22 protein-coding genes and 1 pseudogene are annotated in these 20,447 nt (G+C 72.7%); 10 read left to right on the top strand and 13 right to left on the bottom strand.

The annotated features are described in order from the left end of the window. Positions 1-135 precede the first annotated feature (135 nt). Both QP939_RS38255 and QP939_RS38250 read right to left on the bottom strand, forming a co-directional pair. A complete protein-coding gene (locus QP939_RS38255; RefSeq protein WP_285451342.1) occupies positions 136-903 on the bottom strand; it encodes a D-Ala-D-Ala carboxypeptidase family metallohydrolase in 768 nt (255 codons plus the stop codon). A 119-nt stretch (positions 904-1,022) separates the two neighbouring features. Continuing rightward, positions 1,023-1,421, bottom strand: coding sequence for a nuclear transport factor 2 family protein (locus QP939_RS38250; RefSeq protein ID WP_285451340.1), 399 nt, complete (start codon positions 1,419-1,421; stop codon positions 1,023-1,025). A gap of 57 nt (positions 1,422-1,478) precedes the next feature. Here QP939_RS38250 and QP939_RS38245 point away from each other — a divergent pair, with 57 nt between their 5' ends. Beyond that, entirely contained in the window at positions 1,479-2,348 is an 870-nt protein-coding gene (locus QP939_RS38245; protein WP_285451339.1) for an alpha/beta fold hydrolase, read from the top strand. A gap of 4 nt (positions 2,349-2,352) precedes the next feature. Continuing rightward, the gene (locus QP939_RS38240) at positions 2,353-2,943 is read left to right on the top strand and encodes a TetR/AcrR family transcriptional regulator (protein WP_285451338.1); all 591 of its coding nucleotides are present in this window, start codon (positions 2,353-2,355) and stop codon (positions 2,941-2,943) included. Here QP939_RS38240 and QP939_RS38235 read toward each other — a convergent pair. The 6 genes and pseudogenes from QP939_RS38235 to QP939_RS38210 all read right to left on the bottom strand — a co-directional run bounded on the left by QP939_RS38235 (position 2,940) and on the right by QP939_RS38210 (position 8,715). After that, entirely contained in the window at positions 2,940-3,488 is a 549-nt protein-coding gene (locus tag QP939_RS38235; RefSeq protein ID WP_285451337.1) for a dihydrofolate reductase family protein, read from the bottom strand. The genes QP939_RS38240 and QP939_RS38235 overlap by 4 nt on opposite strands. Positions 3,489-3,589: 101 nt before the next feature. Continuing rightward, positions 3,590-4,711 carry a S1 family peptidase gene (locus QP939_RS38230; protein ID WP_285451336.1) on the bottom strand — a complete coding sequence of 374 codons (1,122 nt, stop codon included), beginning with the start codon at positions 4,709-4,711 and terminating at the stop codon, positions 3,590-3,592. A 391-nt stretch (positions 4,712-5,102) separates the two neighbouring features. Next, positions 5,103-5,432 carry a hypothetical protein gene (locus QP939_RS38225; RefSeq protein WP_285451335.1) on the bottom strand — a complete coding sequence of 110 codons (330 nt, stop codon included), beginning with the start codon at positions 5,430-5,432 and terminating at the stop codon, positions 5,103-5,105. Between the two features lie 156 nt (positions 5,433-5,588). Further along, positions 5,589-7,271: an alkaline phosphatase family protein gene (locus tag QP939_RS38220; RefSeq protein WP_285451333.1), complete on the bottom strand. Its 1,683-nt coding sequence runs from the start codon at positions 7,269-7,271 to the stop codon at positions 5,589-5,591. Between the two features lie 320 nt (positions 7,272-7,591). Next, a pseudogene (locus QP939_RS38215) lies at positions 7,592-7,786 on the bottom strand (pyridoxamine 5'-phosphate oxidase family protein); the annotation flags it as partial. Further along, positions 7,783-8,715, bottom strand: a complete 933-nt coding sequence (locus QP939_RS38210; RefSeq protein WP_285451332.1) for an NmrA/HSCARG family protein — start codon at positions 8,713-8,715, stop codon at positions 7,783-7,785. The pseudogene QP939_RS38215 and the gene QP939_RS38210, both read right to left, overlap by 4 nt. 208 nt (positions 8,716-8,923) lie before the next feature. Between QP939_RS38210 and QP939_RS38205 the strand changes: the two genes are divergently transcribed. The 7 genes from QP939_RS38205 (at position 8,924) to QP939_RS38175 (ending at position 14,416) form a co-directional block, all read left to right on the top strand. Next, complete coding sequence (locus QP939_RS38205; protein WP_285451331.1) at positions 8,924-9,118, top strand: antitoxin; 195 nt, start codon at positions 8,924-8,926, stop codon at positions 9,116-9,118. Between the two features lie 75 nt (positions 9,119-9,193). Then, a complete protein-coding gene (locus QP939_RS38200) occupies positions 9,194-10,357 on the top strand; it encodes a VanZ family protein (RefSeq protein WP_285451330.1) in 1,164 nt (387 codons plus the stop codon). Positions 10,358-10,458: 101 nt separating this feature from the next. Then, positions 10,459-10,845 (top strand): STAS domain-containing protein, encoded by a 387-nt coding sequence (locus QP939_RS38195; RefSeq protein WP_285451329.1) that lies wholly within the window; start codon positions 10,459-10,461, stop codon positions 10,843-10,845. Further along, positions 10,842-11,264, top strand: a complete 423-nt coding sequence (locus QP939_RS38190) for an ATP-binding protein (RefSeq protein WP_285451328.1) — start codon at positions 10,842-10,844, stop codon at positions 11,262-11,264. Before QP939_RS38195 ends, QP939_RS38190 begins: the two co-directional genes overlap by 4 nt. Further along, positions 11,257-13,026 carry a PP2C family protein-serine/threonine phosphatase gene (locus tag QP939_RS38185; RefSeq protein WP_352248426.1) on the top strand — a complete coding sequence of 590 codons (1,770 nt, stop codon included), beginning with the start codon at positions 11,257-11,259 and terminating at the stop codon, positions 13,024-13,026. The genes QP939_RS38190 and QP939_RS38185 overlap by 8 nt, the downstream gene beginning before the upstream one ends. Then, positions 13,023-14,072, top strand: coding sequence for a cobalamin B12-binding domain-containing protein (locus QP939_RS38180; RefSeq protein WP_285451327.1), 1,050 nt, complete (start codon positions 13,023-13,025; stop codon positions 14,070-14,072). Before QP939_RS38185 ends, QP939_RS38180 begins: the two co-directional genes overlap by 4 nt. Next, positions 14,069-14,416 (top strand): STAS domain-containing protein, encoded by a 348-nt coding sequence (locus tag QP939_RS38175; protein ID WP_285451326.1) that lies wholly within the window; start codon positions 14,069-14,071, stop codon positions 14,414-14,416. Before QP939_RS38180 ends, QP939_RS38175 begins: the two co-directional genes overlap by 4 nt. On the opposite strand, the gene QP939_RS38170 is transcribed toward QP939_RS38175, so the two are convergent. After that, positions 14,413-16,476, bottom strand: a complete 2,064-nt coding sequence (locus tag QP939_RS38170) for an MMPL family transporter (protein WP_285451325.1) — start codon at positions 16,474-16,476, stop codon at positions 14,413-14,415. The two genes, QP939_RS38175 and QP939_RS38170, sit on opposite strands and share 4 nt — an antisense overlap. Positions 16,477-16,549: 73 nt before the next feature. Between QP939_RS38170 and QP939_RS38165 the strand changes: the two genes are divergently transcribed. Then, the gene (locus QP939_RS38165) at positions 16,550-16,984 is read left to right on the top strand and encodes a MarR family winged helix-turn-helix transcriptional regulator (protein ID WP_285451324.1); all 435 of its coding nucleotides are present in this window, start codon (positions 16,550-16,552) and stop codon (positions 16,982-16,984) included. A gap of 289 nt (positions 16,985-17,273) precedes the next feature. Here QP939_RS38165 and QP939_RS38160 read toward each other — a convergent pair whose 3' ends face one another. From QP939_RS38160 to QP939_RS38145, 4 genes are all read right to left on the bottom strand, one after another. Then, entirely contained in the window at positions 17,274-17,900 is a 627-nt protein-coding gene (locus tag QP939_RS38160; RefSeq protein WP_285451323.1) for a DUF4360 domain-containing protein, read from the bottom strand. A 184-nt stretch (positions 17,901-18,084) separates the two neighbouring features. Further along, the gene (locus tag QP939_RS38155; RefSeq protein ID WP_285451322.1) at positions 18,085-18,948 is read right to left on the bottom strand and encodes a spermine/spermidine synthase domain-containing protein; all 864 of its coding nucleotides are present in this window, start codon (positions 18,946-18,948) and stop codon (positions 18,085-18,087) included. Then, positions 18,948-19,307 (bottom strand): adenosylmethionine decarboxylase, encoded by a 360-nt coding sequence (gene speD / locus QP939_RS38150; RefSeq protein WP_285451321.1) that lies wholly within the window; start codon positions 19,305-19,307, stop codon positions 18,948-18,950. Before speD ends, QP939_RS38155 begins: the two co-directional genes overlap by 1 nt. Next, positions 19,300-20,439 (bottom strand): type III PLP-dependent enzyme, encoded by a 1,140-nt coding sequence (locus QP939_RS38145; RefSeq protein ID WP_285451319.1) that lies wholly within the window; start codon positions 20,437-20,439, stop codon positions 19,300-19,302. Before QP939_RS38145 ends, speD begins: the two co-directional genes overlap by 8 nt. Between the last annotated feature and the right edge of the window lie 8 nt (positions 20,440-20,447).

Below are 20,447 nucleotides of genomic sequence, written 5' to 3'. Positions count from 1 at the left end.
CTGGTCAGGCGAGCGGACGCTGCATAGTGTGGGTCCACCGCAGGACGCCGTGTCAGCCGTCCCGCGGGCGGTGGTGCCCCCGGATCCGACCTTTCCCCGAAGCCAAGTCCCGGGGCACCACCGAGCCATCTCAGCTCAGCTGATGATGCCGCTCTCCCACCACCAGCTCTGCGAGCCGTAGGGGTACTCGACCCGGCTGTCGACGTGCTGGTGCGCGTCCGAGAGCGTGTAGCGCTCCAAGCCGGAGAAGCCGCAGGCCTCGGCGAGCACGTAGACCTGGCGGGTGCTCAGCCCGCTGACGTAGATGTCGGCCGCGACACCGTACAGGTGCATGCTGTTCGACGCGCCGCCCACGGACTGGTTGTGCGCGATGCTGCGGAAGCCCGAGGAGATCGTGACCGCGCGGCCGCCCGCCTTGAGCCGCAACGCTTCCAGTTTGTACATCAGCCGCCGGACGTTCTCCTTGACCGTGGCGGAGCCGACCTTGCCGCCGCCGAAGCCCGAGCCGTCCTTCGAAGTGAACTCGCTCCATTCGAAGTGGGCGGTCGAGCCGTCGGCCGATTCGAGGGCGTTGAGGGCCGAGAAGTCGTCACCGTCGGCGACGCCGGTGGCGGGCAGGTGGTTCGCGGTCTGGAAGCGCGTCAGCGCGGCGGCGGTGGCGGGCCCGAAGTCCCCGTCGACGGCGACGTACGTCTGCTTCGGACTGTCCGCGGCCCAGCCCGCGACGCGGATCTGCAGTTCCGCCACGGCGGCACCGGTCGAGCCGGACCGCAGCGAGGACGGCCAGGTGTAGGCGGCGGCGACCCCGGGGAAAGCGGCGGTCGCGGCCACACCACCGGCGAGGACGACTCCGGTCTTGAGCAGGGTGCGGCGGTCGAAACCGGCGGGACGGGACGGGCGCATCGAAGCCTCCGGGTTCTCGGCGACGGGGGCCCGCAGCAGACACCGGGGGGCCAAAGATCCGCCAACCCGGGCTTCCGGCACGGCGTCACCCGGCGAGGTCCTCGTGAATTCCTGACGACTCAGGCCAGCCCCAGCTCCCGACGGCGGTCCGCGTCGTCCTCGAGCACACTCCAGGCGCGGACCGCGTGCCCCGCCACCTCGGCCGTCCAGATCACCGGCAGGTCCCGCTCGTCCTCGTCCGGGAGGCCGAGGTGCGATCCGACCGTGTAGCCCAGCACCGCGACCCGCTCCCCCGCTTCGGCGATCCGAAGTGGACAGATCCGGTACGCCGGGAAGGACGCGAAGTACCCGCGCCACGCCGCGACGTTGGCGTCGCGGCCGCGCACCGGCGCCTCGTCGTGCACCCGCAGCTCGTGGTCCGCGGTCATCAGGCGCGCGAGCCCGGCGAGGTCGCGGTGGTTCACGCGGTCGACGAAAGCCACGACCACGGCGACGGGAGGTCCTCCACCGGCAACCACGGACGTCAGCCTAGACCGCAGTTACATACATACGCCATGTATGTAACTATGGATCGCATGACGCGACGAAGCGAATCCCTGGGTCAGGAGCACCGGGTCCGGCTGCCCGCCGGTGAGGTGCGGTACTTCGAGCGGGGCTCGGGCGCCCCGGTGGTGTTCGTCCACGGGGTGCTGACGAACGCCGAACTGTGGCGGAAGGTCGTGCCGGACGTCGCCGACGCCGGCTTCCGGTGCCTGGCGCCCGACCTGCCGCTCGGCTCGCACGACCTGCCCATGCGCGCCGACGCCGACCTCTCCCCCACCGGCAACGCCGACGTCATCGCCGACTTCCTCGAGGCCCTGGACCTCCACGACGTCACGCTCGTCGCGAACGACACCGGCGGCGCCCTGACACAGATCCTGCTCAGCCGCCGCCCCGAGCGGGTCGGGCGGGTCGTCTTCACGCCCTCCGACTGCTTCGACTACTTCTTCCCGCCGATCTTCAAGCCGCTGCCGCGCCTCGCGCGGATCCCCGGCTCGATGGCCGTGCTCGGCCAGCTGCTGCGGATCCGCGCCCTCTACCCCTTGCCGATGCTCTTCGGGTGGGTGGTGAAGCGGCCCCTGCCCGACGCCGTCGCGCAGGCCTACCTCTCGCCGCTGCGCAAGTCCGCCGGGGTGCGGCGGGACCTGCGCAAACTCCTGCGGGACGTGCACCCGCGGCACACCCTCGCCGCCGCGGAGGCGCTTCGCCGCTACGACCGGCCGGTGCTGCTCGCCTGGGCACCGGAGGACAAGCTCTTCCCGATCCGGCTCGCCCACCGGCTCGCCGCCCTGCTGCCGGACGCGCGCCTCGTCGAAGTGCCGGACTCCTACACCTTCGTCTCCGAGGACCAGCCCGCGGTGCTGGCCCGCCACGTCGTCGAGTTCGCGGGCGTCATGGCAGATTAGGCGGGTGCGACGTACCCAGCAGGACCGTTCCGCCGGCACGAAGGCTGCCTTGGTCGCCGCCGCGCGCGAACTGTTCGCCGCGCGCGGCTACCAGGCCGTCCCGGCGGACGAGATCACCCGCGCCGCCGGTGTCACCCGCGGCGCGCTGTACCACCACTACGCCGACAAGCAGGGCTTGTTCCGCGCCGTCGTCGAGGAGCTCGAACGCGAGCTGACCGAAGAGGTCGAAGCCGCGTTCGCGGGCGGCACCGACCCGCTGACCGGCATGACGCTGGCCCTCGGCGTCTTCCTCGACGCGTGCCTGCGCGAGGACGTCCGCCGCATCTCGCTCACCGACGCGCCCGCCGTGCTGGGCTGGGAAGTCTGGCGCGAGATCGAGGCGGAGTACGGCCTCGGCCTGCTGGTCACCGTGCTGGAGCGGGCCAGGGCGGACGGGCTGATCGTGGACACACCCGTCCGCGCGCTGGCCCAGCTCGTGCTCAGCGCGGTGATGGAGGCGGCGCGGATGATCGCCGCGGCGGACGATCCCGCGCGGACCCGCGCCGAGGTCCAGCAGGTGCTGGGTGGCTGGCTCGCGAGCCTCCTGCGGACCTAGCGCGTCCGGTAGGTGCTCAGCACGGCGGGCCCGACGACCGTGCTCGACACCAGGTCGAGGTCCGCGGGTGCCGCGCCGTCGAAGAGCCGCCTGCCCGCCCCGGCGACGCTCGGGAACACGAGCAGGCGGTACTCGTCGACCAGGCCGCGGCGGGCCAGGGTCTGCGCGATCCCGACGGACCCGATGACGATCACGTCCCGCTCTTCCCGCGCGACCGTGTCGACGAGATCTCCCCGCAGCAGCACGGAGTTCCGCCACGCGGAGACATCGGACAGCGTCCGCGAGGCGACGAGCTTCGCGGACGCGTTGAGCCGGTCGGGGAACTCGCCCGAGCGGCCCGGCCACAGCTTCGCGAACAGCTCCCACGTCGTGCGGCCGAGCAGCAGCACGCCGGTGTCGAGCCGGTCGCCGAGGCGGAACTTGTCCCCGGCCACCGCCTCCGGCCCGTGCCGGAACGCCCAGCCGCCGGTGGCCGTGCCCCCGGACCCGTCCGGGTCCTCGACGACGCCGTCCAGGGTGACGAACTCGACGACGATCACGCTCATGACTGCTCCCGGTGGTTCCCGCCGCGCCCCGGTGGCGCGGCTCGCCCGGGTACCTACCGGCGGCGGCCGCGGAACTCATCGGCCGCCGCCGGATTTTTTTGCTAGGCCGTGACCAACGAGAGGCCGTAGGTCTGCAGGATCTCGTTCACCGGCTGGAACCACGTCTCGCCACCGGAGCCGCAATTGCCCCAGCCACCGGAGGTGACCCCCTGGGCCTGGTCACCGGTGATGAACGAGCCACCGGAGTCGCCGGGTTCGGCGCAGACGTTGGTGCGGGTCATCTGGTAGACCGCACCCTGGGAGTAGTTGACGGTTTCGTTGAGCCCGAGCACGGTGCCGCAGTGCCAGTGCGTGGTCGAGCCCGAGCGGCACACGGACGTGCCGACCGGCGCGACCCACGACCCGCGGACGAGCGCGTCGCTCACGGTGCCCCAGCCGAGCACGACCGGCGCGGTCCACCAGCCGTTGCCGATCCGGATGAACGAATAGTCGTTGCCGGGGAAGGAAGAGCCCGCGAAGCTGCCCATCGCGGAGCCGTCCCAGCCGACGACCGAGCTGCCCACCCCGCCGCAGTGCCCGGCGCTGACGAAGCCGCCCTGCACGGAGAAGCCGATGGAGCAGCGCGTGTTGCCGTTGATGTAGTAGGGGTCGCCGCCGACGGTGCCCGCCGAGAACGGCTCGGCGGCCGGGGCGGTGGCCACGGTGACCGGTCCGGCTTTCCGCGCCCGGGCCAGGAAGGAGTCGACGTCGGCGCCGTGCGCCCCCGGTCGCAGGGTGACCACGACGCTGCCGGCCCGCGGGTCGGCCCGCCACCCGCTGACGGCGGCGGGCGCGGGGTCCGCCTTGGCCGAGGCGTCGATGGCGGCCTTGGCGGCGTCGAGCTTCGCCGCGCTGATCCGGGCGGTGGTCGGCTCGGCACCGGCCTGCCGGACGGCGTCGGCCGCGGCCGGGTCGGTCACGCCCACGACGAGCTTCCCGCGAGCGGGGTCGAACCAGGCCCCGCCGAAGGCGGCACCGGCCGCCGACTGGGCGGCGGGCAGCACGCGCGCGGCCGTCAGTTCCTGCCCGAGCCGGGCTTCGGCCTGGGTGGCGGTCAGGCCGAAGTCCCGTTGCATGGCGGCGATCAACCCGGGTGAGGCGATGGCCGGGCTGAGCGACGCCGAGGCGAGGCTCGCGGTGAGGACGGCGGCGCCGCCGATGGCCATGGTGATTCTTCGACGCATGAGGTTCTCCTCCAAGGCCGGGGGAAAGAAACACACTGTGCGCCGAGTGTGCGGGCCCGCTCCCGGGTGGTCCAGGTTTGTCCGGTCTTCTGTCCGGAATTCGCGGAGGCGAACGGTTGTCCTCTGTGGATTTCCTTTGTGCGCCAACGGGTTTCGCGCATGCCGAGGAGCCGCGGACGGGGTGCCGCCGTGGCTCGGGGCAGCCCTTCTCGCGGCGTCGCGGAGAGGTCTGGACCAAGTGCAGCACACGTCGGCGGGCGGCGCCCCGAATCGGAGACTGGCGGGCACCAGATCTGCCTGAGTGTCCCTCGGCGCGGCCGCCGCACATTCCGCGGACACGACACCGTCCGGCCACCCGGGGAACGGGTGGCCGGACGGTTCTGCGCACAAATCAGATTTCGTCGACCTCGTAGGCGTAAACGCGGGCCGGAACCAGGAGGGCCCCGGAGCATTCCGCGACCGCCGGACCGAATCCGTACGGCACGAAATCACCGACCACGAACCAGAACGCACTGCCGTTCGAGCAGTGCGCGATCACCCGGTACCCGTAACCCTCGCCGGGGAAGCAGCTGACCGAAACCCCCTGTCCGAACAGGATCCCGTAACGCTCACCGAAGCAGCCGGGTGGCGCGAAGTCGCCGCCGGCCGCGGACGCCGGTGCGACCGACAGACCCAGCAGCGAAAACACAGCGACCGCGAGAACCGCCAATTTCCTTCGCATGAACACTCCTCAACGCGGAAAACCCGACGTCAATGAGCGTAGAAGTGCCGAAGAATTACCGGCAATTCATCGGGCCAGTGAATCCGCGCGCAGCGGAACGTCACGACGCTGCTCCATCCGGGCTAGCCCGCGACCCTGGACGGATGGGCGGCGCGGTCAGCGCGCGAAAGCCGTCAGAAAACGGTCACGGAAAGAATCCATCTTCCACACCGGCGCCCGGGCACCCGGGTGCAGGCCGTCCTGCCAGCCCCAGTCCGCGATCCGGTCCAGCACCTTCGGGTCCTTGGCCACGATCGTGATCGGCACGTCGTGCACCGCGCCCTGCGGGGTGACCACCGGCGGCTGGTGGTCGCCGAGGAACACCAGCACCAGGTCGTCGCCGCCGTAGTGCTGCACGAACGAGATGAGCGTCTTCAGCGAGTAGTCGGTGGCGTCGCGGTAGGCGTCGCGGATCTTCGCGGGGTCCTTCCACACCGACTCCGGTGCCTCGCCGGCCGACGGCATCGGCGCGAACACCGAGCCGTCGCCGACCTGGTTCCAGTCCACCAGCCACGGCCGCGGCGACCACGGCGCGTGGCTCGAGACGAGGTCCACCTCGGCCATCACCGGCCGCTGCCCCGCCTTCGCGAGCTCGGTGCGCTGCAGCATCGAGAACGTGAACTGGTCGGGCATCGTCGCGTAGGCGAACCCGGGCCCGTGGTACCCGATGTTCCGCGCGTCGTAGTAGGCGTCCGGGTGGTAGAACTTCTGCCCCTCGGGCCAGTCCTTCGTGTGCGCGGGCACGTCCCAGACCGTGCGCCAGCCCGCGCGCTGGAACGCCCCGCCGAGGGTGAGCCGGTCGCTGCCGAGCAGGTCGTTGTAGCGCTGCTGGTTGTCGATCCACATGCCGGACTGCACGGTCGAATGCGCCAGCCAGCTCCCGCCGCCGAAGGTCGACGACGACAGGAACGCGCTTCTCGCCCCGATGCCCGCCGCGCGCAGCTGCTCGGTGCCCGCGTCCAGCGTCGCCCCGATCTTCGGGCCGAACGCCGGGTCGTCGAGGGCGATCCGGCCGTAGCTCTCGACGAAGGTGAGCACGACGTTCTTGCCGCGTAACCCGGCGAGCAGCTGGTCACCGGGCGTGCTCCGGAACGCGTCCTCGGCGGCCACCTCGCCGAACGGCCGCTGGTCGCGCAGGTCGGCGCCGACCTGGCGCAGGTCGCCGTAGGCCAGGGCGGCGGCGCTCTGCGCGGCCACCGGCTGCCCCGGCGCGATCTCCACGCCGAACACCGAGCAGACGATCCAGATCACGCCGAGCACGGCCACCACCCGCGTCGCCCCGGTCCGCCTGCCCGCCGCGACGCGGCTCAGCCGCAGCATCGCCAGCACCATCAGCACCACGACGGCGACCGCGAGCAACCCGGCGCCGACGAGCGCCGCGAGGGTCCCCGCCTCACCGATCTGCCCGGCGAGGAACTCGACACCGGCGTGGAAGAAGCTCCAGTCGTAGATCGGGTCGAACGGCTTCTCCAGCGTCGCGTAGAACCCGGTGTCGAGGGCCTTCAGCAGGGTCAGCAGCCCGAGGACCAGCCCGACGGCGACCGCGACGACGCGGCGCGCCCGCGGCGGCAGGACCAGCAGGAACGCCGCGACGACGAGGCCCTCCACCGGCACGCGCACGAGGGCCTCGGCGGAGAAGGCCGTGAGGTCGTCCGGGGCGAGCAGCCCGAACAGCACGAGCAGCGCGGCGAGCACCGTCAGCACGCGGTTCGCGACGACGTGCCGGGTCCGCCCCGGCCGGGGCAGCCCGAAGTCGGGCAGGGACGGGCCGCGGCGCGGCAGTCCGGTGGTTCCAAGCATGCGGGCCTCACGTCGTGGTTCACGGCGGCGACCGCGCGTGCCCCCGCGGCGGGGGTTCGGCGGTCCTCACCCGGTATACGGGCCGCGGCGGCACCCGGTTCAAGGCGCCGCCGCGACCGGTCACGCCGCGGGCGGCCAGACGTAGAGCTTTTCCGGGACGATCCGGACGACCAGCCGGTGCGCGTCCGGTTCCGGCGGCGGCGTCGCCCCGCCCATGTACCGGGCGTACATCTCGTGCAGCAGCAGCTTGTCCGGGTCGGCGGTGGCTCGGCCCGCCCGCGGATCTCGACGTACCGGCCCGGGTTGCTCGACACCAGCAGGCTGACCCGCGGGTCGCAGCGCATGTTGCGGGTCTTGAGCCGCCCTTCGATGGTGCTGAAGACGACAGTGTCGCCGTCGCGCTTGACGAAGATCACCGACGACTGCGGCCTGCCGTCGGCGTTCACCGTCGCGATCACCGCGGTGTGCGGCCCGTCGAGCACCTCGCGGGCGGCTTCGGTCAGCACGACGCTCATCGGGGGTTCCTTTCGGTCAGCCAGCGGCGGAAGGTCAGCAGGCCGGGGTGTAGTTTCCGGACTTCGGCGGGATCGCGCGCCCCCGCGTACGCGGTTTCGAAGTCCTGGGTGAACCGGAACATGTTCGCCAGCTCGGCGGCCTGCGGGATGCCGAGACTTCGGAGCACCTCGAGCGGGACGTCCTCGTACCGCACGGGCTCGCCGAGCACGTCGGCGAACGCGGCCGCGAGCTCGGCGCCGGTGAGGTTTTCGCCGGTGATGCTCACGGTCCGGCCCGCCAGGTCCGGACGGCGCAGGATCGCGTACGCGCACCGGCCGATGTCGGCCACCGCGATCCCCGGCAGCCGCGCGGACCCCAGCGGCAGGGCGAGCCGCCGGACGCCGTCCTCGTCGCGGGCCGGGCCGCCGCCGTCGAGGAGGTTCTCCCAGTAGAACGCCGTGCGCAGGAACGTCGTCGGCACGCCGCGGAACTCCGCGTCCGAGGCGCCTTTCGCGTCGTAGTGCGGGACGCGGTATTCCCCGTGCAGCACCGGCATCCGCTCGTCGCCGGGCGGGAGGAACGCCCGCGTGTCCTCGAACGTCGACCAGACGACGTGCGCGAGCCCGGCGGCCCGCGCGGCCGCGGCCATCGTCGCCGCGTGCGCGCGTTCCCGTTCCGGCGGGTGTTCCTGCGCGGCCGTGACGCAGAAAGCGCCGTACGCGCCCGAAAACGCCGCTTCGACGGAACGGGCGTCGTCGAGATCGGCGACCACCAGTTCCACCCCGAGCGCGGCCAATTCCTTCGCCTGCGGAGATTCCGGGTCCCGGGTGAGCGCGCGGACGGCGAACCCGTCGTCGGCTTCGAGGATCGACCGGACCAGCCCGCCACCTTGCCGCCCGGTGGCGCCGACGACGGCGACCACCCGTTTTTCCTTCGTGGATGTGCTCATGCCCGTACCGACCGGGCCGGACCCGAAAAGGTGTCGCCGTTACCCGAATCCGCCGGGTTCAAACCCGCGACCGGGGCTTTCACCCGGGAAAGGGGCGCGAATACCCACGACAGGTGAGTGCCCGCAGCCATTCGGTTGCACGCCCGCTGCTCCGGTGTTCTCCTCGGAAGGGTCCGAAGATCGGATTCCGAACGGGAGGCCCGAGGCCATGAATCTCTTCGACAAGGCGAAGGAAGCGATCGGCAAGAACCCGGAGAAGGCCGACCAGGGTGTCGACAAGGCCGCCGAAGCCGCCAAGCAGCGGTTCGGCCAGCACGCCGACAAGATCGACCAGGGTTCGGACAAGGTGAAGGACTACCTGCACCAGCAGGGTGGCGGCCAGCAGGACGCCCCGCCGCAGTGACCGGGGACCGGTGATCGCCCGGCCGACCGGGGGAACCACGCTTGGCACCCCCGGCGGCTGGGTACCACCGGCACCGTGGTCGCCACCTACCTCGTCCCCGTCCGGACCGCCCTCATCCTCTTCCCGGTGCTCGTGCTGGCCGTCATGCTGCCGGCGGCGTTCGTCAGCTACCGCCGCCGCGGCCGCGCCGGCGGGTGGCCGACGTTCGTGTTCTACGCTTTTCTCTTCTACCTCTTGGCGATCGCGACGCAGACGGTGCTGCCGCTGCCCGCCGACCCGGACTACTGCGCGGGGCACACGTACGCCAGTTCTCCGCAGCTGCGGCCGTTCTACTTCATCGAAGTCGTATCGCAGCGGGCCCGCGGGCACTGGAGCCCCGGCGCGCTGCTGCACAACCCGGCGGTCTGGACCACCGCGCTGAACGTCGTGATGCTGGCCCCGCTCGGGTTCTACGCCCGGTACGCGCGGCGGATGCGGCTGCTGCCCGCGACGCTGATCGGCTTCGGCGTCTCGCTCTTCTTCGAACTGACGCAGCTGACCGGGCTGTGGTTCGTCTACCCGTGCCCGTACCGGCTCTTCAGCGTGGACGACCTGCTGCTCAACACCACCGGCGTCGTCGTGGGCTGGCTGCTGGCCGGCCCGCTCGGCCGGCTGCTGCCCGCTCTGGAACCGGAGCACGACCGCCGTCGCTACGCCGCGAAGGTCACGTTCACCAGGCGACTGTTCGCGCTGGTCACCGACCTGCTCGGGTTCGCCGCGCTGCTCGGGTTCCTCTTCGGCATCCTGACGCTCTTCGGCGAAGACCTCGCCCACCGCGACACGCCGGTCGTCATCCTCGCCCTCGTCTGGTTCGTGGTGCTGCCCGCGGTGACCGGCTCGACGCCCGGCAAGCGCGCGATGCTGCTGCGCGTCGCGCGGCGCAGCGGGCGGCGGGCGGGGCCGATCGCGCTGCTGGTCCGCAACGGCATCCTGCTCTCGCCGCTGTGGCTCACGTGGCTGGTGCTGGACCTGGACCGCTGGGACCTCGGCCACCACCCCGAGCAGCTGCTCCTGCCGGTCGCGCTGGCGGCGTCGGTGTTCGTGGTGGGCGTCTGGACGCCGCTGGCGGTGCTCCTCGACGACGAGCACCGGGCGCCCTACGAGCGGCTGACCCGCACGGTCGACGTCGCCATCGTGCCGCCGGCCGCCGCGACGCCGGAGCCCGCGGCCGAACCCGATACTGTCCTCAAAGGACAGTGACGGGCGCGCCGCGCTGCCCGCGCGGGACGGCGCTGGTAGATTGCGACGGGAGTAGGTTGAGCCGCCAGCCCGCGACCCCGATCCCCGATCCTGGAGTCGTCATGACCACCGACGCGACGCGGCCACGGCAGCGGTCCTCCGGTGAGGGCTGGTCTCTGGAAGCCGACGAAGCCCCCGAGCTGAGCGTCTACCGCCTGCGCGGCGAGTTCGACTTCGCGGTTTCACCGAAGCTCGCCGACCTGTTCCCCGCCGACCCCGGCGCCCGCCGGGTCGTCGTGGACATGACCGAGGTCCGGTTCTGCGACTCGAGCTGCCTGCAGGCCCTGCTGCGGCTCGCCGGGCGGCTGGCCGAGGCGGGCGGCCGGTTCGCGATCGCCTCGACCGTGCCCGCCGTGGTGCGCCCGATCGAGCTGCTCGGCCTCGGCGCCGTGCTGCCGGTGCACCCGAGCGTCGACGCGGCGCGCGCCTCCTGGGGCGAAGAGACGTGACGGCCTCCGGGACCCGGTGGACCGGACCGTCCGCCGTCCGGCACGAGCTGGGCATCACGGCCGAGCTCACGGAACTGGCCAAGGTCCGCCACTGGGTCCGCGCGGTGCTGAGCACGTTCCCGGCGAACGTCGTCAGCACGGCCGTGATGGTGGTGGACGAGCTGACGTCGAACGCGTTGCGCCACGGCCACGCACCGTTCCACGTGCGCCTGCTGCCGGGCGCGGCCCGCCTGCGCATCGAGGTCGACGACGGCGCCCGCGAACCGGCCCGCCGCCGAGCCCCCTCCGACCAGGGCGGCCGCGGGTTGCTGCTGGTGGAGCGCTGCGCCGCGGCGTGGGGGCAGCTGCGCCGTCCGGGCGGCAAGACGCTGTGGGCCGAGCTGCCGACCGACCCGGGCCCGGCGGGCGCCCGTGGCTGACCCGGCGCACCCCGCGTCGGCGACGCCCCGCACCGGTGCCCCGGGATGGGCCGCCACACCCGCCGCCGACCACGCCGACGCCGATTCGGAGCGCGACACGCTGACCACCTCACACTCCGGCAGCCGCGGTTCGACCACCGACCACGCCAGCCGAACCCCGCAGCCCAATCCGCACACCACCGACCCCAGCTGGACCACCGCGCCCACACCCGCGGTGGTGGCCGACGCATCCGGGCTCCTCCAAGACCTCAACTCAGCCGCCCGCGCGCTCTTCCCCGAAGCCAGCCCCGGCGCGCCCCTGGCCGCGATCGCGAACTGGCTCGGCGAAGCCCACGCGCGCGGCACCAACGACATCGTCCGCGGCGAGGCAGCCGACCGTGCGTTCGCCGCGCACCCGGTGCCGCACGAAGACGGCGTCACCTGGTGGCTGGTCGACGAAACCGACCTCCACTCGGCCCGCGCGGCCCTCGCCGAAGAACAGGAACGGACCGCGTTCCTCAGCGCCGCCTCCGCCGCGCTGCTGGGTTCGCTCAACCTCGACCGCTGCATGGAGGTCGCCGCCCGGCTCGCCGCGCAGCACCTCGCCGACGCCGCGCTCGTCGTCGCGCCGGCCGCCGGGGGTGGCTACCCCGCCGTTTCCTGCGTGCGGGGCGGCGAACCCGTCCGGACCCGGCTGGAAATCGACCCGGACGAGCTGCCGGGCCTCGGCGAGGCCCTCCAGGGGTTCCCGCCCGTGCCCTCGCGCTGGCTCGACCCCGGCTCCGCGCCCGCCTGGGTGCGGCCCGGCGGCTTCGGGCCGCCCGGTTCCGTCGTCGTGACGCCGCTGCCCGGCCACGGTGTCCCGGCAGGCGCGCTGGTCCTGCTGCGCCGCGGCGACCGGGCGTCGTTCAGCGAGCAGGAAGAGCCCTTCGCGCGGCTGTTCGCGGCCCGCGCGGGGGCCGCGATGTCCGCGGCCCGCGTGTTCGCGCTCCAGGCCTCGATCACCGACACCCTGATGCGCGAGCTGCTGCCGCCCGCGCTGGAACAACTCGGCGGCGTCGAGTTCGCCGGCCGGTACCGCCCAGCCCTCGACGGCGAACGGATCGGTGGCGACTTCTACGACGTCCACCCGGCGGTCACGACCGAGGCCGACGAGTCGCTCGCCGTGCTCGGTGACGTCTGCGGCAAGGGCCTCGACGCGGCCGTGCTGACCGGCAAGATCCGCACCACGCTGCGCGCGCTGCTGCCGATGGCCGGTGACCACCACCGGCTGCTCGACCTGCTGAACCGCACCATCGGCGGCAACGCGGACGCCCGCTACGTCACCCTGGTGCTGGCCTCCGCCCGCCGCGAAGGCGCGTCGGTCCGGCTGCGCGTCACCTGTGCCGGCCACCCGCCGCCGCTGGTCGTGCGGGCCGACGGCCGGGTCGAGGAGGCCGACAGCCGCGGCAGCCTGATCGGCGTGCTGCCCGAGATCACCTCGGTGAGCGCCGACATCACGCTCGCGCCGGGCGAGACCTGCCTGCTCTACACCGACGGGATCATCGAGGCCAAGGGCGGCCCGCTCGGCGACGAGATGTTCGGCGAAGACCGGCTCCGCGACGCCGTCGCCGAGTGCGCGAACATGCCGGCCGACGCCGTCGCCGAGCGCGTGCAGATGCTCGCCTCGCAGTGGATCGGGCGCGGCACCCACGACGACATGGCCGTGCTGGCGATCACCGCGCCCCGCGGGCAGCACCTGGCCGCGGTCGGCGGCCACGGCCCCGGGAGGTACACCGCATGAGCACGACCACCGCCACCGGCCGGACCGGCGTGGCCGAGCACGCCGAGCGGCTCTGGCAGGCCGTCACGACCGGCGACGAGTACGCCGCGGGCGACATCGTGGTCCAGGCGCTGGGCGACGGGACCGACCCGGAGAGCGTGCTGCTCGACGTGATCGGCGCCGTGCAGCGGCGGGTCGGGCAGGAGTGGGCGGCCAACCGACTCACCGTCGCGCAGGAGCACACGGCCACGGCGATCAACGACCGCGTGATCGCCGCGTTCGGCTACGTGCTGCCCCGGCCGGAGCCGCGCCTCGGCCGGGTCACGGTCGCCTGCGTCGACGGCGAATGGCACGCGATGCCCGCCCGGCTGCTCGCCGAGGTGCTGCGGCTGCGCGGGTTCCACGTCGACTACCTCGGCGCGCAGGTCCCGGCCCCGCACCTGGTGGCCCACCTGCACCGCACCGGACCGGACGCGGTCGCGCTGTCCGGCTCGATCGCGACCCGGCTGCCGACCGCGCACGCCACGATCACCGCGTGCCAGGCGGCGGCGACCCCGGTCATCGCCGGAGGTGCGGCGTTCGGTCCCGACGGCCGGTACGCGCGGCTGCTCGGCGCCGAGGCGTGGGCGCCCGACGCGCGGTCGGCCGCCGACCGGCTGGCGCGGCCGCTCCCCCGGCCGCAGACCGGGCACCAGCCGCTCGACGACCTGCCGCACCTGGCCGACCAGGAGTACACGCTGGTCACGCGCACGTCCGGGCGACTCGTCAAAGCCGTGCTCGCGGGGCTGGAAGAGCGGATCCCGGCCATGCGGACCTACACCGAACAGCAGCGCCGGCACACGGCCGAGGACGTCGCGCACATCGTCGAGTTCCTGGCGACGGCGCTCTACGTCGGTGACGCCGAGCTGTTCACCGGATTCCTGACCTGGACCGCCGGGATCCTCACCGCCCGCGGCGTCCCGGCGGCCTCGCTGGTGCCCGCGCTCGACCTGCTCGAGGCGGAGCTGCGCGACTTCCCGCGGGCCACGGGCCTGCTCCGCGACGCCCGCGCGGAGCTGACGGCATGACGTGGACGTGCGCCTGGAGCTGCCCCGACGGCGTGACGGCCCGCGTCACGCTCGACGGCGAACTGGAGTTCGCCACGGCCGCGCGACTGCCGCGGCTGGTCACCGACCGGCTGGCCGACCACCCCGGCGTCCGCGAGGTGCGGCTCGACTGCGCCGGGATCGTCTTCTGCGACTCCTCCGGACTGTCGGCCCTCCTGCGGGTCCACCGCGTGGTCACCGCCGCGGGCGCCCGGCTGCACCTGGACAACCGCCCGCCCGCGCTGGACCGGCTGCTCGCCCTCACCGGCACGACGGCCTACCTCACAGGCGAGGACGGCGGCGCACGCGTCCGCCGCGACTCCTAGTCGGTCGCCCTCGCCAGCTTCGACGGCCACCAGACGCGGCGCCCGACGTCGACGGTCAGGGCGGGCACGAGCAGCGAGCGCACCAGCAGCGTGTCCAGCAGGACGCCGAACGCGACGATGAACGCGATCTGGGCGAGGAACAGGATCGGGATCACGGCGAGCGCGGAGAACGTCGCCGCGAGCACGACCCCCGCCGACGTGATCACCCCGCCGGTCAGCGTCAGCCCGCGCAGCGTCCCGTCGCGCGTGCCGCGGGTCAGTGCCTCCTCGCGGACCCGGGTCATCAGGAAGATGTTGTAGTCGATCCCGAGCGCCACCAGGAAGACGAACCCGAACAACGGCACGACCGGGTCCGCGCCCGGGAACCCGAAGACGTGGTTGAACACCAGCGCCGACACGCCCATCGTCGCCGCGAACGACAGCACCACCGTCGCGATCAGCAGCAGCGGTGCGAGCAGCGATCGGAGCAACAGGGCCAGCACCAGGAAGATCACCAGCAGCACGATCGGGATGATCAGGGCGCGGTCGCGTTTCGAGGTTTCCTGCGTGTCGAGCTGGATCGCCGTCGGGCCGCCGACCTTCGCGTTCGCGCCGGGCACCGCGTGGACGGCGTCGCGCAGATCGGCGACCGTCGCCACCGCCGCTTCGGAGTCCGCCGGGTCGGTGAGCACGGACAGGATCTGCACGCGCCCGTTCACCACCTTGGGCTGCCCGTCCGGGCCGGGCAGCGGGAACGACCGCGCCACTCCGTCCATTGTGGACGCCTGGAGCACGGCCGGCAGCGCACCGGCGTCGGCGGTCGTGATCGCGGGCGCGCCCAGCCCGCCCGGGAAGTGCCTGCCGAGGACCTCCTGGCCGGTCGTCGATTCGACCTCGGTGAGGAAGACGTCGGACTGCGCCGTGCCGGACGCCTTGAGCTGCGGCAGGAACGCGACGCCGACCCCCAGCACGAGCGCCGTCACCACCCAGACCGCGCGCGGACGGCGGCCGACCAGCCCGGCCACACGGCCCCAGAGCCCCGACGTCTCCGGGTGCGGCGAGCCCAGCGCGGGCTTGAACGGCCAGAACGCGCCGCGCCCGCACAGGGCCAGCGCGGCGGGCAGGAACGTCGTCGACGCCAGCAGCGCGGCCCCGATGCCGATCGCCGCGACCGGGCCCAGTCCCTTGTTGGAGTTGAGGTCGCTGAACAGCAGGCAGAGCACGCCGAGCACGACGGTGCCCGCCGATGCGGCGATCGGCTCGAGCGTCGCGCGCCAGGCGAGTTTCAGCGCGTCGAACCGGCTCGGGGTGTCGCGAAGCTGCTCCCGAAACCGCGCGACGAGCAGCAGCGCGTAGTCCGTCGCGGCGCCGAAGACGAGGATCGACAGGATGCCCTGGCTCTGGCCGTTGAGCGCGAGGACGTCGTGCTTGGCCAGCAGGTAGACGACGAGGCTGGCGAGCCCGAGCGCGAACACCGCCGACAGCAGCACCAGGAACGGCAGCAGCGGGCTGCGGTAGACCGCGACGAGGATCAGGGCGACCACGCCGCCCGCGACCAGCAGCAGGATGCCGTCGATGCCGCCGAAGGCCTTCACCAGGTCGGCGATCTGCCCGGCCGGGCCGGTGACCAGCACGGTGAGCCCGGCCGGAGCACCCGCCAGGCGCGTGCGGACCTCCTTGACGACGTCGGCCGGGTTGCCGTCGGCGAGGATCGGGACGGCCAGCTGCATGGCCTGGTCGTCACGCGGCGCTTTTTCGGGTTGCCCGAGTGGCCCGGCGACCCCGGGGACGCCGCCCAGCTCGCGTGCCTTGGCGTCGAGGAAGCTCCGGTCTTCGGCGTTCAGCCCGCTGGTGCGCTCGGCGACGACGGTCGCGGGCAGGACCTGGCGCGGGCTGAACGCCTTCTGCTCGTCGGAGACCTCGGTGGCCTCGGCCGAGCGCGGCAGGAAGGCGGCGTTGTCGTTCTTCGCGACTTCGCTGAGCTTTCCGGCGAACGGCCCGCCGAACCCGCCCAGCGCGAGCCAGGCGATCACCAGGAGGGCCGGGATCAGCCAGCGGAGGCGGCGCGGGTTGTCGTTCATGGTCGCTAAGGTCCTTTCGCGTGGGACACGACCAATTGTTCAGCAGGCTGAACATTCTGCACGACGACCCGGAGTGACGGTGAGCACATCCCCCGAACCCGATCTGAGCACGTGGCCGACGGGCCGGTTGCTCTCCGTGGCTGCCCGGCTGGTGGAGCAGCGCTGGGTGACCGTGCTCGCCGACCTCGGGCTCACCCACGCGGGGCTGATCGCGCTGCACACGCTGGGCGACGGGCCGCTCCCCCAGCGGACGCTCGCCCAGCGCTGCCAGGTGACCGACCAGACGATGAGCCGCACCCTCGACCGGCTCGCGAAGGCGGGGTTCGTCACCCGGACGCCGGACCCGGCCGACGCGCGCCGTCACCTGACCCGGTTGACCCCGCACGGCAAGGCGGTCCACGAACGGGCGGTGCGGGCCGAACCCGCCCTGCTCGGCGTGCTCGGCGATGACTCCGCGTTCCGCGCCGGGCTGCTGGAGCTGATCACCCGGTTGTCCGCGAGCGGTTGAGACCGGGCGGGGCTGGGTAGGTCTGTGAACATGTGGATCGCGGTGAGCACCCCAGTGGCCCTCCTGATCGCAACCGTGCTGATGGAGCGGTTCGAGCGACGATGCACGCCGCTGTCCGCCGCGAAGCCCGAAAGTCCGAGGCCGGTGAGCGAGGCACGCTGACGACTCCGCGGGCCGGGCGGGCTGAAGGGGACGTTCATCGCATCCGACGCGGTGAAGGGCCCGTTCCTCGCATCTGACGGGAGGAAAGGGCCCTTCAGCGCACGCCTGGCCGGGCGGGTGGCCCGGTTCAGCAGGTCTTCCACGCGAAGTGGTAAATCGTGTCCACGCTCGCGTGTTCGGAATCCATTTCGATGTAACTCGCGCCGCCCGAGGATCCGGCGTCGGCGCGCAGTTCCGCGTTGATGTTCAGGTTGCGGTCCTCGCCGCACGGCGCGAACACCAGTTCCGCGACTTCGGTCGTGTCGCTCGCCCGCCACACGCCGTGGAACGGGCCGGGGAACGTGTGCCGCACGCGGGCGGTCGGCGCCGTCCCGGTGAAGTAGTAGTTGGCCTGCTCGAGCGCGCTCGCTCCGCTCTCGATGTGCGCGAAGCCGCGGTAGTCGGCCCGTGCGATCGCGTACGTGAACCCCTGCGGGACGTGGACGAGCACGTTGATCTGGCAGTTCTTCCGCGCGTCGAGAGCCGAGGCGCCGCCACCCGCCTTGGCCGTGAAGTTCGTGTAGTGCACCGTGAACGACGTGTTGTCGGACGCGACGTCGGCCGACGCGGTGGCCGTGCCCGCCGGGCAGCCGGACCCGTTGATGGTCTTGATGTCGAGCGTGATCTTTCCGGCCGGAGCCGATTCCGCCGGGGAATCGACGGGCGCGGCGAGGGCGGACAGAACCATTCCGGCGACGACCAGGATACCGAGCATGACACTCCTCCAAATGGGCCACGGTGCCTTTTGCTGAGAATGATCGCGCGCGGAACGGATCGTAGCGCGGGCACCACGTTTTCGACGGCCACTGAACGGAGTAACACCGCCACCCGGCGTGCGGGAAATCCATTTCACGCCATTTCAGGTTTCAACAGTTGAAGTATTCGAAGAATCGAAGACCCTACTGGTCTGAACCAGTATCGTGGCGCAGCGAGAACGGCGGTGTCGAGCCGCCGAGCAGCGCTTCGGCGTCCAGGGTGACCGCGCCGCTCCCCCGTTCCGCGAACCGGCGCGCCACCAGCGGTCCCGGGTCGGCGACGTGGTCGGTGCGGCCGGACAGGAACGCCCATTCGTGCTCGTCGGACCCGAAGTACAGCACCGTCCCGAACACTTCGCGGAACCGCCGCCACGAAGCCAGCAGCGTTTCGTTGCGCCACAACGTCGGGCAGCCCGCCTGGCAGGTCACCACCCCGCCCGGGGCCAGCAGACGCGCGCAGCGGCGCAGGAAGTCCGTGCCGTACAAGCGGTTGTGCTGCGCGTCCGGGTCGGCGTTCTCGTCCGGCAGGTCGATCACGACGACGTCGTAGCTCCCGGCGGGCGCCGCGGCCAGGAACGCCCAGCCGTCCGCAAAGGACACCCGCACCGGGCCGTCGCCGTTCGTGGCCCGGTCGAGGTCCGCGGTCGTGTAGCCGTAGGGCAGGTGTTCGGCGCAGGCGCGGACCGCCTGCTCGTCGATGTCGACGTGGTCCACGTGCGACGCGCCGTGCGCGACCGCCAGTTCCGAGGCGACGCCCTCGCTCGACCCGATGATCAGCACCCGCCGGACCCGCTCGGCCAGCAGCAGCGCGGGCACCATCAACGCCTCGTGGTACACCAGCTGACTCGCTTCGGTGCTCTGGCGCTCGCCGTCGCAGAAGAGGGAAACCCCCTGCGCCGTCTCGCCGATGAGCACCTCCTGGTACGGCGTGCGGGCGTGGTAGCGGACGTCGCCGACCTCCCACGCGCGGGTGAGGCCGGGGCCGACCGGTTCGTGGATGACGGGCATCAGCGTTCTCCCCGGTGGAGGACGGACAGGTGGACCGAAGCGGCGTCCAGCGACTTCGCCAGCAACCGCAGCGCGTGCTCGGGATCGGCGCGCTCGCCGCAGGTGAACACGTCGGCGAACAGCGAGCCGTGCTCGGGGTAGGTGTGCACCGACGCGTGCGACTCGGCCAGCAGTGCGATCACGGTGGCGCCCTGCGGCGCGAACCGCTTGGCCACGACGTCGACGACCGTCGCGCCCGCCTCCGTCACCGCCGCCCGGAGCAGCTCGCCCAGCCGCGCGGCGTCGTCGAGCAGGCCCGGGTCGACGCCGTGCAGCTCGGCCAGGACGTGGCGCCCGGTGAACCGGCCGACCTCAGACATCGCCCCACCGCCCGACGCAGTACGTGCGCAGCGGCTCGATGCCGTTGAACCCGACCGACGCGTAGCTCGCGGTGTACGCGCCGGTGCCGGGCAGGTCGACGCGGTCGCCCGTGCGCAGCGACAGCGGCAGCTCGTACGGCGTCCGCTGGTAGAGGACGTCGTCGCCGTCGCAGGTCGGCCCGGCGAGCACCACGGGCCCGGCCGGTCCGGCCGCGCCGACCGGCTCGAACCGGTAGGCGATCGCCTCGTTCTCGGCCTCGGCGAGCCCGTTGTAGCGGCCGATGTCGAGGTACACCCACCGCCGCCCGCTCCGGTGCGCGACCAGCACGACCTCGGTGCGCAGCAGTCCCGCGTCGGCGACGAGCACGCGGCCCGGCTCCAGCAGCAGCTCGGGCGGGTTCGCCGGGAAGTGCGTCTCGAGGGCCGACGCGATCGTCGCCGCGTAGGCGTCCAGCGACGGCACCGGAACCCGGTGGGTCGTCGCGAAGCCGCCGCCGAGGTTCAGCCGCGTCATCTCGACGCCCTGCGCAGCGGCTTCTTCGAACAACTTCGCCGCGGTCGCGATCCCGATCTCCCACGCGCTGACGTCCGGCTGCTGCGACCCGACGTGGAACGCGAGGCCGGGCCGCAGCCCGAGCGCCGCGGCGCGCAGCACGAGGTCGAACGCCTCGGCCGGGTCGCAGCCGAACTTCCGGCCGAACGGCGTCACCGAGTCGGGCGCGTCGAGCACGACGCGGATCGACACGGCCGAGCCGGGCGCGTACCGGCCCAGGTGGTCGACGTCGCCGGGCGCGTCGGAGGTGAACTCCCGGACGCCGCGCTCGAAGGCGTAGGCGATGTCGCGGGGCTTCTTGATCGGGTTGCCGTACGCGAGGTCGGCCGGGTCCGCGCCGCGCTCGAGGCACAGCGCGAGCTCCGCGGGCCCGGCGACGTCGAAGCCGATCCCGGCCGCCACCAGCGCGTCGAGCACCGGGGGCGCCGGGTTGGCCTTGACGGCGTAGCGGATCAGCGCGCCGGGGAACGCCGAGCGGAACTCGCGCGCCCGGGCCGCGACGACGTCGGTGTCGACGACCAGGCACGGGGTCGGCGGGTTCCGCTCGTCGAGGAACCGGCGGATGGGGTCGGCGCACACGGCGCCAG

The organism is Amycolatopsis nalaikhensis (genome assembly GCF_030264295.1).
GTDB classification, from domain to species: domain Bacteria; phylum Actinomycetota; class Actinomycetes; order Mycobacteriales; family Pseudonocardiaceae; genus Amycolatopsis; species Amycolatopsis nalaikhensis.
This window is presented reverse-complemented; position numbering and strand designations above follow the sequence as displayed.